Below are 10,786 nucleotides of genomic sequence, written 5' to 3' on the forward strand. Positions count from 1 at the left end.
CCGGTACCCCCACTTGCCCCGTCACATCGTCATGCACACGCAGCGTCTGACCCTCACCCTGACCGCGCTGGCCTCCGCCGGGCTGCTGCTCACCGCATGCGGCACCGAGTCGGGAGCCGGCTCCGAAGGCGGCTCCGGCGGCCGTTCCGTGGACACCGGGCTGCCCATCACCGGCGTCCGGTGGAACGTCGACAGCCTCACCGTGGGCGGGAAGAAGTACGAGGCCCCGGCCGGCGCCCACCTCAAGATAGGCAAGGACGGACAGGCCGGCGGCAGCTACGGCTGCAACCACGTCGGCGCCAAGGTCTCGGTCAAGGGCGACACCCTGGACTTCGGCGAGACCCAGATGACGAACATGGCCTGCGACGGCGGCCGCATGAAGTTCGAGGAGAACCTCTCGCGCGCCCTCGGCAAGGAGAAGTTCACCGCGAAGGTGGACGGCGACCGCATGACCCTCACCACGGCCAAGGGAGACCGCGTGGACTTCACCTCGAAGCCGGCGGAGCCCGACGCCCCGCTCACCGGCACCAAGTGGACGGTGAACGGCATCGGCGACGGCAAGGTGACCGCCACCCTGCCCGAGGCGGTGTCCGGCAAGGTCCATCTGACCTTCGGCAGGGACGGCAAGGTGCGCGGCAACCTCGGCTGCAACGACGTCACCGCCAAGGCCGAGGCGAAGGACGGCAAGGTCACGTTCGGCGCCCCCGCGAGCACCCGGAAGATGTGCCCGGGCGACGCGATGACGACCGAACGCAAGCTCCTCAAGCTCTTCGGCGGCACGGCGGGTTACGAGGTGAAGCAGGACGTGCTGACGCTCACCGCCGCCGACGGCACGGTGATCCACGCGAACGCCGCGCAGAAGGACGCCGGCCAGCAGAAGGACGCCGACCAGCGGAAGAACGACGACAAGTAGCCCTGGGCCGTATCCGGCTCAGGCCCCTGCACCCTGAGCCGGATACGGCAGCAGCCCCTTGTCCGTCCGTTCCCACGCCGCCTTCAACTCCGCGAGCAGCGCGGGCTCGGCGGCGCTCCGGTCGGCCTGCTCGCGCCGGTCCTCCGCGAGGTTGAACAGCTGGTCGCCCCCGCCCTTGCCCCGGTAGTACTTCCAGTCCCCGCGCCGCAGCGCCCGCTCCCCGCGCACCCGCCAGAACAGCTCGCGCTCGGCGACCTCCTCGCCCTTCAGCAGATAGGGCGCGAGGCTCGTCCCGTCCAGCGGATGGGCGGAGTCGGGCCGAGCCCCGGCTATCTCCAGCAGCGTCGCCGTCCAGTCCGGCGTGTAGACGGGCTCGTCGCTGACCTGTCCGCCGTCGATCCGCGCGGGCCACCGCACGATCGTCGGCACACGGATCCCGCCCTCCTTCAGCGAGCCCTTGTTGCCGGACAGCGGCCAGTTGTACGAGAAGCGCTCGCCGCCGTTGTCGGAGGCGAAGAACACGAGGGTGTCCCGCTCCTGCCCGGACTTCCTCAGGGCACCCAGCACCTCACCGATCGACCGGTCCAGGTCCTGCACCATCTCCGTGTACTTCTCGACGGAGCCGCCGTCCTGGTGCCAGAGCGCGCCCTTGTGACCCGCCTTGATCCTCCGCACGATCTCGGCGCTCTCCTCCTCGTCCCCGTCGGCGATCCAAGGCCAGTGCGGGGTGGTGAAGTTGAGGTTGAGCAGCCACGGCCTGTCCCCGTGGTCGCGCCGCACGTACTCGCTCGCCCGCTCGGTCAGGATCCGCGTGTAGTACCGCAGGTCCTTGTACGCGGCGTCGCCCTCCCGCACATCGCCTTCGTAGAGGTCGTACTCGCCGCCGAGCCCCAGCTTCGAGTAGTACTCCAGGGCGCCGCCGAAGTTCCCGAAGAACTCGTCCCAGCCCGACTTGGTGGGGGAGTAGTCCGGCAGGTAGCCGCAGTGCCACTTGCCGATCAGGGCGGTCGCGTACCCGGCGTCGCGAAGCAGTGAGGCGAGCGTGGGGTGCGTCGGTTCGAGCCCCGCGGACTTGTCGGCGATGGGCTCGGCGAGACCGCCCTTCGTCCGCCCGGGGAAGCGCCCCGTGTAGAGGCTGAAGCGGGTGGGCGAGCAGGTCGCGGACCCGGAGTAGGCGTCGGTGAACCGCACGCCCTGGCGCGCGAGCCGGTCCAGGTTCGGGGTCCTGATGTGCGGCGAGCCGTAGGCGGACAGATCGGCCCAGCCGAGGTCGTCGCCGAGGATGAAGAGGATGTTGGGCCGCTTGGCCCGCCGGTGCGGCGCGGCCCTGAACGGCCTTTCCCTGTCGGTGGTTTGGGCCTGTGCCTCGGCGGCGGGCAGCCCGACCGCGGCTGCGGCGGCGGAGGCACCGACGACGCCGCCGAAGGCGCGCCGGGACAGCTTGGATTCATGACGGGACACGGAGCGCTCCTGAACGGAGAAAAAGAGGGAGAAAAGGAAGAGGGGGAGGCGGGGTTCAGGCAGCGCGGCGACAGATCGCGCTCGCGACACGGACGAGGTCTACGTGGCGGCGCTCCACAAGCGTGACCGTCGGGCCACTGAGGGGCTGCATGGGCCAGGAGCCTGGCCGGGGCATCGTGTACGTGTCAACGATCCGGCCCACCTGTTCACACGGGCTTCGTACTCCGTACGCACCCCCTGAAATCGCGGGATCACGCAGAGTCCCCTTGGCTGACTGTGCGTACTCATTCACGTACGTGTCCACAGAACCCCAAGAAGAAGGCACTCCCATGCGACGCATATCCCCCCGCGCCACCGCCACGACCGCCCTGCTCGCCCTCGCCCTCACCGCGGCCCCCGCCACCGCATCGGCCGCCGAGCCGCCCCCGCCCGCCAAGCCCGCGAAGGACGTCCCCGTCGACGGCGGCTTCGTCAAACTCACCCTCGACGCCGAGCTGCTCGCTGGCCTCAAGGCCAAGGGCGTCGTCATCTCCCAGCTGACCGCCGACTGCAAGGTCCCCAAGGACCCCAAGGGCAAGCCGTACGTACCGCCGGTGACCGCCCTCAGCCTCGGTGTGACGGCCGGCGACATCGCCGCCGTGGACGCCAAGGTCGGCGGCAAGCTGACCTTCGCCAAGACCTGCCTCGGCCTGGTGAACGTGAAGACCAAGGCGGGCGTCACCCTCTCCGGCCTGGAGGCGGACCTGTCCACCGGCGTCCTGATCGGCACGCTCCACGACGCCAAGGGCACCGCCAAGGTCAAGCTCGGCACCTTCGAGCGGGCCGCCCTGGACAAGAAGACCGTCGACACCGCCGCGAACTCCGTCTCGCTGAACGCCGACGTGAAGGTCGACGCGGCCCTCGCCGCACGCCTCAACGCGGGCCTCGGCGTGGAGGCCGTCGCCGCGGGCACCGCGCTGCTCACCGCGGACACCGACCTGTCCCTGCAGGCGGACGCCGACCTCAGCCTCGACCTGGGCCTGAACGTGAAGACGGAGGTCTCCACGGGCCTCGACCTCGGCGTGATCCTGGGCGGTCTGCTCGGCATCAAGTGAGACCGAGCGACAAACCGTGCGACAACGGGAGCCGACCGTCACCGCGATCACGGTCCGTACAGATTCCGTATCCCCAATTCGGACCAGTGGTCGATCTCGCCTACACTCGGTGCCGTGCCACGTGGTGACGGTCGACTCAATCACGATCTGCTCCCCGGCGAGAAAGGCCCCCAGGACGCGTGTGGCGTCTTCGGTGTCTGGGCTCCGGGCGAAGAGGTCGCAAAGCTCACGTACTTCGGGCTCTACGCCCTCCAGCATCGGGGCCAGGAATCCGCGGGAATCGCGGTCAGCAACGGCTCCCAGATCCTCGTCTTCAAGGACATGGGCCTCGTGTCCCAGGTCTTCGACGAAACCTCTCTCGGATCCCTCCAGGGTCACATCGCGGTCGGTCACGCCCGCTACTCGACCACCGGAGCCTCCGTCTGGGAGAACGCCCAGCCGACGTTCCGTGCCACCGCGCACGGCTCCATCGCGCTCGGGCACAACGGCAACCTCGTCAACACGGCCCAGCTCGCCGAGCTGGTCGCCGAACTGCCGAAGGAGAACGGCCGCGCGACCCAGGTCGCCGCGACCAACGACACCGACCTGGTGACGGCTCTCCTCGCGGGCCAGACCGACGACGACGGCAAGCCGCTGACCATAGAGGAAGCCGCCGCCAAGGTCCTCCCGGACGTGCGGGGCGCCTTCTCCCTCGTCTTCATGGACGAACACACGCTGTACGCCGCCCGCGACCCGCAGGGTATCCGCCCGCTGGTCCTCGGCCGCCTGGAGCGCGGCTGGGTCGTCGCCTCGGAGTCCGCGGCGCTCGACATCTGCGGCGCCAGCTTCGTCCGCGAGATCGAGCCCGGCGAGTTCGTGGCCATCGACGAGAACGGACTGCGAACGTCCCGATTCGCAGAAGCGAAGCCCAAGGGCTGTGTCTTCGAGTACGTCTATCTGGCGCGCCCCGACACGGACATCGCGGGTCGGAACGTCTACCTCTCGCGCGTCGAGATGGGCCGGAAACTCGCCGAGGAAGCTCCCGTCGAGGCCGACCTCGTCATAGCGACCCCCGAATCCGGCACCCCCGCCGCGATCGGTTACGCGGAGGCGTCGGGCATCCCCTTCGGCGCGGGCCTGGTCAAGAACGCCTACGTCGGCCGGACCTTCATCCAGCCCTCGCAGACGATCCGCCAGCTCGGCATCCGCCTCAAGCTGAACCCCCTCAAGGAAGTCATCAAGGGCAAGAAGCTGGTGGTCGTCGACGACTCGATCGTCCGCGGCAACACCCAGCGCGCCCTGGTCAAGATGCTCCGCGAGGCAGGCGCCGCCGAGGTCCACATCCGGATCTCGTCCCCGCCCGTGAAGTGGCCGTGCTTCTTCGGCATCGACTTCGCGACCCGCGCCGAGCTCATCGCCAACGGCATGACCATCGAGGAGATCGGCACCTCGCTGGGCGCCGACTCCCTCTCGTACATCTCCATCGACGGCATGATCGAGGCCACCACCATCGACAAGCCGAACCTCTGCCGCGCCTGCTTCGACGGCGAGTACCCGATGGAGCTGCCCGACCCCGAGCTGCTCGGCAAGCAGCTCCTGGAGACGGAGCTGGCGGCAGGCCCTGCCGCCACGGCAGCGGCCGACGCGATCCGTCGCCCGTAAGCCCACGTAGTAACGACACGAAAGTTCTCACCCCCTATGTCTGAGACCACCGGTGCCAGCTACGCAGCCGCGGGCGTCGACATCGAAGCGGGCGACCGCGCCGTCGAGCTGATGAAGGAATGGGTCAAGAAGACCCAGCGCCCCGAGGTCGCGGGCCTCGGCGGCCTCGGCGGCTTCGCCGGGCTCTTCGACGCCTCCGCCCTCAAGCGCTTCGAGCGCCCGCTGCTCGCCTCCGCGACCGACGGCGTCGGCACGAAGGTCGACGTCGCCCGCCAGATGGGCGTCTACGACACCATCGGCCACGACCTCGTCGCGATGGTCATGGACGACATCGTCGTGTGCGGCGCCGAGCCGCTCTTCATGACCGACTACATCTGCGTCGGCAAGGTCCACCCGGAGCGCGTCGCCGCCATCGTGAAGGGCATCGCCGAGGGCTGCGTCCTCGCGGGCTGCTCCCTGGTCGGCGGCGAGACGGCCGAGCACCCGGGCCTGCTCGGCCCGGACGACTTCGACGTCGCGGGCGCCGGCACCGGCGCGGTCGAGGCCGACCGCCTGCTCGGCCCGGATCGCATCCGTAAGGGTGACGCGGTGATCGCCATGGCGTCGTCCGGTCTTCACTCCAACGGGTACTCGCTGGTCCGGCACGTGGTCTTCGACCGCGCGGGCTGGTCCCTGGACCGCCGGGTCGAGGAGTTCGGCCGCACGCTCGGCGAGGAGCTCCTGGAGCCCACCAAGATCTACTCCCTGGACTGCCTGGCGCTCACCCGCACCACGGACGTCCACGCCTTCAGCCACATCACCGGCGGCGGCCTCGCGGCGAACCTCGCGCGTGTGATCCCCGACGATCTGCACGCGATCGTCGACCGCGAGACGTGGACGCCGGGCGCGGTCTTCGACGTGGTCGGCAAGACCGGTCAGGTCGAGCGCCTGGAGCTGGAGAAGACGCTGAACATGGGCGTCGGCATGATCGCGATCGTCCCCGAGGAGTCGGCGGACGCGGCCCTGACGACCCTCGCCGACCGCGGCGTGGAGGCCTGGGTCGCGGGCGAGATCACCGACCGGGGCGACCGCGCGACGGGCGCCGAGCTCATCGGTGACTACGCCAAGTAGGACGGCGGTGCTGCCCTCGGGGCAGCACAAAACCCGGTCCGGTGTGGTGACCACCCCGGACCGGGTGAAGTGCAGTCGCTATGAGAACTGCGAATACTGCGTAAGCAACAAATACTGCGAATGCAACGAGGTCAAGCGCCGCGGCGCTGCGACGACGGACCGGACTCGTCGTCCTCGTCCTCGTCGTCGTTATACAGATCCGCGTACTGGGCGTACGGGTCGTCTTCCTCGTCGTCGTCCTCGAACGGCTCGCCATTCGGCGGCTGTTGCGAAGTCGAAGCGCCCAGCTCATTGGCCAGACGCGACAGATCCGTCCCGCCGCTGCTGTACTTCAGCTGGCGGGCGACCTTCGTCTGCTTGGCCTTTGCCCGGCCGCGCCCCATGGCTCGACCCCCTCGGATACGGGGCTCGACGGCCCCAGAGTCTTGACACGCGTTCATGATCTGGAACGGGCTCTCCGTGGAGAGACCGGTCCGTAGGGCTTCCACGGTACCTGCTCCTGCGGCCATACGGTACGTCGCCCGCAGGACGCGCCTCGGCGCACAACCCGCGAGGAGCCCCGTCCTCGCTGGTCAACTGCGATTTTAACCTCTTCTTGCCGGGCGACCCGCCGACGGGGGTGAGTCTTGTCTCTCGTGTACGTCGGCGGGGCCCTGTCAAAACGTCGTACGGCCCCCGAGGGGCGGGCGGAAGGTCAGCGTCCGAGTGCCTCCGCCATCCGCTGCTCGGCGATCCTGTCCGCCGCCGCGGCCGGCGGAATGCCGTCCTCCTTTGCGCGAGCGAATATGGCAAGCGTGGTGTCGAAGATCTTCGACGCCTTCGCCTTGCACCGGTCGAAGTCGAAGCCGTGCAGCTCGTCGGCGACCTGGATCACGCCGCCCGCGTTCACCACGTAGTCGGGTGCGTACAGGATCGAGCGGTCGGCGAGGTCCTTCTCCACGCCCGGGTGCTCCAGCTGGTTGTTGGCGGCGCCGCACACCACCTTCGCGGTGAGCACCGGCACGGTCTCGTCGTTCAGGGCGCCGCCGAGCGCGCAGGGGGCGTAGATGTCGAGGCCCTCGACGCGGATCAGGGCCTCGGTGTCCGCCACCGCCGTCACCGAGGGGTGCCTGTCGGTGATCCGGCGCACCGACTCCTCGCGCACGTCCGTGATCACGACCTCCGCGCCGTCCTCGATCAGGTGCTCCACGAGGTAGTGCCCGACCTTGCCGACGCCGGCGACGCCGACCTTGCGGCCGCGCAGGGTCGGGTCGCCCCACAGGTGCTGGGCCGATGCGCGCATGCCCTGGAAGACGCCGAAGGCGGTGAGCACGGAGGAGTCGCCCGCGCCGCCGTTCTCGGGGGAGCGTCCGGTGGTCCAGCGGCACTCGCGGGCGACGACGTCCATGTCGGCGACGTACGTACCGACGTCGCAGGCCGTCACGTACCGGCCGCCGAGTGAGGCGACAAAGCGGCCGTAGGCGAGGAGGAGCTCCTCGCTCTTGATCCGCTCGGGGTCGCCGATGATCACTGCCTTGCCGCCGCCGTGGTCGAGCCCGGCCATGGCGTTCTTGTACGACATCCCGCGTGCGAGGTTCAGCGCGTCGGCGACGGCCTCTTCCTCGGTCGCGTACGGGTAGAAACGAGTGCCGCCGAGGGCGGGACCCAGGGCGGTGCTGTGGAGGGCGATGACGGCCTTGAGGCCGCTGGCGCGGTCCTGGCACAGCACGACTTGCTCGTGGCCCCCCTGTTCCGAGTGGAACAGGGTGTGCAGGACGCCGTTGTCTGCTTCGGTCACTGTGGTGACTCCCGGTCGAATAGCGGCGGTTGGGCGGGCTCCCGTGAGGGTGGCGGGCGCCCGATGGGCATGAGACTAGAGCCTGTCCACCGCCCTTGGCCGCCCAGTGCGGAGGATCACCCCCTGCCGGAGTACGCGGGGGTGCGGCGCAGTTCGGCCATGGCACGCTGTGCGGGGTTTTTCAGCCGTGAGTCGGGGGAGAGAGCAGCCGTGCCCAAGGTGTCATCGGTGACGGTCCCTTATGCGTCCTACCTGCGTGTGTACGAGCCGCTGGCCGCTTTCCCCCAGCCGGAGCGCGACCACTGGGCGCGCTATGCGCGCCGCCGGGACCTCCCCTCCTACCAGGACGAACTCCGCCGCTCCCTGGCCGACCTGGTGCCGACGCCGCCCGTGCCCGTGCCGGTGCACGAGAGCAGCGACGCCTTCGTCGTGGAGGTCGACGGGGTGCTGTGCGTCTGCCCGTGGCGGACCCGGCTGCGCGGCTGGCAGGCCATGGGGGACCTGGCCGAGCAGCTGCCGATGCCCGTCCTGGACGCGGTGCTGCCGCCGGTGGTGCGCCGCCAGACGACCGCCGACTACGAACAGTGGCTGGCCGGCAACCCCGACGCGCGCCCCTGGATCCGCACGTCCACGTGGCAGGTCCCGCTGCACTGGTTCGTGCTCGTCGCGGACGAGGAGCGGAGCTACGAGAGGGACGAGAAGGACGGCGCCCCGCCGGTCCTGCGCTACCGCACCCCGATGGTGCAGGCCCGGCGCCGGGTCGCGCGCGGTCTGAAGACGCTGCGGGAGGCGCTGGACGAGGGACCGCTCATCGATGGTCTCGTCGACGTCGGCCGGTGGCTCGAGGAGTTCCACCCGCGCTCCCTGGTCGAGCTCGACTACGGAGGGCTCGTGCACGCGGTGTCCGCCGACGAGCTCGACGAGGACCACTCGGCGGCGGACGTCGCCGAAGGAATCGAGGCGCTGCGCAACGGCGACGGCGAGGTGGCCGGCGAAGCGTATGCAAGGCTCGTGGAGCGCTGGCGGGCCGTTCGGGACCTTCAGTACGCGAACTGAGGGCGGCTCCGGGACGTAGGTCCCGATCCGGGCTTTTGGTTCAAGCGTGATGGACCGCACTTACTGGGCCCTTGCGCCCATCACCCCCCCTCGTGCCAAAATAGGACAAGGAGTCCGGGGAGGGCTCCTTCCGCCCAACTAAGGGCGGAATGCTCAGCATTGCACTCTATGGGGGGTCTGTTGACTCCTGATCGCTCTGTGACTGATCGTCACTGTGGCGTGACTGTCCGCTATGGCATGGTCCATCGGCTTCCGTCGGTGATGAACACCTGGGAGGGCAATTCCATCGGTTTGGCCGACGCGGCTGGACGGATGGTGTAGTTGTAGTGCCGAGGACAAGCCGTTCGTCCTATAACCGACTCGACTCGCGTCCGCCATTTCGGGCAACGCGGGTCAAGGTGCAGAATTTAGAGGAATGAACCGAGAAGGTTCGGTTCTCCCGAGGAGGCCGCTCATGACCGCTCGCACCCCTGATGCCGAGCCGCTGCTGACCCCGGCTGAGGTCGCCACGATGTTCCGCGTCGACCCGAAGACGGTGACGCGCTGGGCCAAGGCTGGCAAGCTCACGTCGATTCGCACGCTCGGCGGTCACCGCCGTTACCGCGAGGCTGAGGTCCGCGCACTGCTCGCGGGCATTCCGCAGCAGCGCAGCGAGGCCTGAACTACCGCTTAACCAGCAGTAACCCGCACAACTCGGGCGAAGAGCACCACTGCTGCCGGGTCCCCCAACCTGGCCGTACGTCCGACATATAGCTACACGCGACGAGGGTCCTGCCCCAACGGGACCCACGCCTGAGACACATGGGTGCGTCGTTCGATCGCGCTGGACTCCGCCGGGTCCAGCGCGATCTTTTTTGTGTGCCGAGGATCCGCTGGTGGGCGGGTCCGTGAGCGCCCTTGTTGGTCTCTGGGGGGTCCCTGCGGGGTCACGTGGTGAGCGCTGTGGGGGAGGTGCAATTGCACATATTAAATTGGCCTGTTGTAGGGAGGGTGTAAGTTCCGGGGTTCCCAAAACTTGTTCGGTGACACCCGTCACATGCCGTGAATCTTGTTGCGCGCGTCGGCCTTGCGCTAGTGGGGACGCGGCGTGATGTGAAGCCCTGTGACTGACAGCCTCCCACCGAGGGGGCGGGCCGCGCGGCGCCTTTGGTCATGCGTTGGGGGGACTTTCGTCCTCGGTGGGTTGGTCCTGTGCGGCGCTCTCCCGGACGAACGCGGCCTCGGGCGTCTCGCACCCGTCAGGGACGCGCTGAGAGGGCTCCAGGGCGAGCCTGAGCAGTTGGTGGCAGATCGGGCAGTGCCGCGTCAGATGGCGGTAGCTGGTGGCCGCCGCGAGGTGTGCGCGCAGCAGGGCGCGCGTCTCGTGCCGCGCGGACGCCGGAGAAGCAGACATGCGTCACCTCCAGGGGGAGCCTCCCGCCGGCTCCCTGTTGTCTGGGGTACCGGCGGAATGTGACGCAGTCAAGATGCGGGAGCGGCAACGGGCCGCATTCACAGGGGGTGCGAAGAGGGGTCTGCGTCCAGGGGATCCCGGGCCTCGGCGGGGCGATCGACGACCGGGGTCCCGGGCGTGGTCGGAGGGGGCAGGGAACCCGTGAACGCGAAAGCGGGCCGCACCTTCTGGTGCGGCCCGCTTTCCTGATGCGGTCCTGACGGGATTTGAACCCGCGGCCTCCACCTTGACAGGGTGGCGAGCACTCCAAACTGCTCCACAGGACCTTGCTTCGCTGCGCT

At 69.1% G+C, this 10,786-nt stretch carries 11 protein-coding genes and 1 tRNA gene; 6 read left to right on the forward strand and 6 right to left on the reverse strand.

Annotation, left to right across the window (positions count from 1 at the left end):
- Positions 1-31: 31 nt before the first annotated feature.
- The gene (locus ACZ4D5_RS12105; RefSeq protein ID WP_467772206.1) at positions 32-913 is read left to right on the forward strand and encodes an META domain-containing protein; all 882 of its coding nucleotides are present in this window, start codon (positions 32-34) and stop codon (positions 911-913) included.
- An 18-nt stretch (positions 914-931) separates the two neighbouring features.
- Here ACZ4D5_RS12105 and ACZ4D5_RS12110 read toward each other — a convergent pair whose 3' ends face one another.
- Together ACZ4D5_RS12110 and ACZ4D5_RS12115 are read right to left on the reverse strand one after the other, a co-directional pair.
- Complete coding sequence (locus tag ACZ4D5_RS12110) at positions 932-2,374, reverse strand: sulfatase family protein (protein WP_467772207.1); 1,443 nt, start codon at positions 2,372-2,374, stop codon at positions 932-934.
- 55 nt (positions 2,375-2,429) lie between these two features.
- Positions 2,430-2,714 (reverse strand): putative leader peptide, encoded by a 285-nt coding sequence (locus tag ACZ4D5_RS12115; protein WP_467772208.1) that lies wholly within the window; start codon positions 2,712-2,714, stop codon positions 2,430-2,432.
- Between ACZ4D5_RS12115 and ACZ4D5_RS12120 the strand changes: the two genes are divergently transcribed.
- The 3 genes from ACZ4D5_RS12120 (at position 2,704) to purM (ending at position 6,219) form a co-directional block, all read left to right on the forward strand.
- A complete protein-coding gene (locus tag ACZ4D5_RS12120) occupies positions 2,704-3,468 on the forward strand; it encodes a hypothetical protein (protein WP_467772209.1) in 765 nt (254 codons plus the stop codon). The two genes, ACZ4D5_RS12115 and ACZ4D5_RS12120, sit on opposite strands and share 11 nt — an antisense overlap.
- A gap of 114 nt (positions 3,469-3,582) precedes the next feature.
- Positions 3,583-5,109: an amidophosphoribosyltransferase gene (gene purF, locus ACZ4D5_RS12125; protein WP_467772210.1), complete on the forward strand. Its 1,527-nt coding sequence runs from the start codon at positions 3,583-3,585 to the stop codon at positions 5,107-5,109.
- Positions 5,110-5,145: 36 nt separating this feature from the next.
- Positions 5,146-6,219 carry a phosphoribosylformylglycinamidine cyclo-ligase gene (gene purM / locus ACZ4D5_RS12130; RefSeq protein ID WP_467772211.1) on the forward strand — a complete coding sequence of 358 codons (1,074 nt, stop codon included), beginning with the start codon at positions 5,146-5,148 and terminating at the stop codon, positions 6,217-6,219.
- A gap of 131 nt (positions 6,220-6,350) precedes the next feature.
- On the opposite strand, the gene ACZ4D5_RS12135 is transcribed toward purM, so the two are convergent.
- The gene (locus ACZ4D5_RS12135) at positions 6,351-6,602 is read right to left on the reverse strand and encodes a DUF3073 domain-containing protein (protein ID WP_361172967.1); all 252 of its coding nucleotides are present in this window, start codon (positions 6,600-6,602) and stop codon (positions 6,351-6,353) included.
- A 311-nt stretch (positions 6,603-6,913) separates the two neighbouring features.
- Positions 6,914-7,996, reverse strand: a complete 1,083-nt coding sequence (locus ACZ4D5_RS12140; protein WP_467772212.1) for a Leu/Phe/Val dehydrogenase — start codon at positions 7,994-7,996, stop codon at positions 6,914-6,916.
- A gap of 210 nt (positions 7,997-8,206) precedes the next feature.
- On the opposite strand from ACZ4D5_RS12140, the gene ACZ4D5_RS12145 reads away from it, so the two are divergent.
- Positions 8,207-9,052, forward strand: a complete 846-nt coding sequence (locus ACZ4D5_RS12145) for a DUF8083 family protein (RefSeq protein WP_467772213.1) — start codon at positions 8,207-8,209, stop codon at positions 9,050-9,052.
- Between the two features lie 454 nt (positions 9,053-9,506).
- Positions 9,507-9,713: a developmental transcriptional regulator BldC gene (gene bldC / locus ACZ4D5_RS12150; protein ID WP_003949541.1), complete on the forward strand. Its 207-nt coding sequence runs from the start codon at positions 9,507-9,509 to the stop codon at positions 9,711-9,713.
- 489 nt (positions 9,714-10,202) lie between these two features.
- Here bldC and ACZ4D5_RS12155 read toward each other — a convergent pair whose 3' ends face one another.
- Complete coding sequence (locus ACZ4D5_RS12155; protein WP_467772214.1) at positions 10,203-10,445, reverse strand: DUF6274 family protein; 243 nt, start codon at positions 10,443-10,445, stop codon at positions 10,203-10,205.
- Positions 10,446-10,696: 251 nt separating this feature from the next.
- Positions 10,697-10,771 (reverse strand) — tRNA-Asp (locus ACZ4D5_RS12160).
- Positions 10,772-10,786 lie beyond the last annotated feature (15 nt).

It is taken from the genome of Streptomyces sp. NPDC025651 (assembly GCF_055558735.1).

What these genes read in the sequence shown, in the direction of transcription:
- ACZ4D5_RS12105 (WP_467772206.1), top strand. Translation starts at nt 32, where the DNA reads ATGCACACGCAGCGTCTGACCCTCACCCTGACCGCGCTGGCCTCCGCC.
- ACZ4D5_RS12120 (WP_467772209.1), top strand. Translation starts at nt 2,704, where the DNA reads ATGCGACGCATATCCCCCCGCGCCACCGCCACGACCGCCCTGCTCGCC.
- ACZ4D5_RS12115 (WP_467772208.1), bottom strand. Translation starts at nt 2,714, where the DNA reads ATGCGTCGCATGGGAGTGCCTTCTTCTTGGGGTTCTGTGGACACGTAC.
- purM (WP_467772211.1), top strand. Translation starts at nt 5,146, where the DNA reads ATGTCTGAGACCACCGGTGCCAGCTACGCAGCCGCGGGCGTCGACATC.
- ACZ4D5_RS12135 (WP_361172967.1), bottom strand. Translation starts at nt 6,602, where the DNA reads ATGGGGCGCGGCCGGGCAAAGGCCAAGCAGACGAAGGTCGCCCGCCAG.
- bldC (WP_003949541.1), top strand. Translation starts at nt 9,507, where the DNA reads ATGACCGCTCGCACCCCTGATGCCGAGCCGCTGCTGACCCCGGCTGAG.
- ACZ4D5_RS12155 (WP_467772214.1), bottom strand. Translation starts at nt 10,445, where the DNA reads ATGTCTGCTTCTCCGGCGTCCGCGCGGCACGAGACGCGCGCCCTGCTG.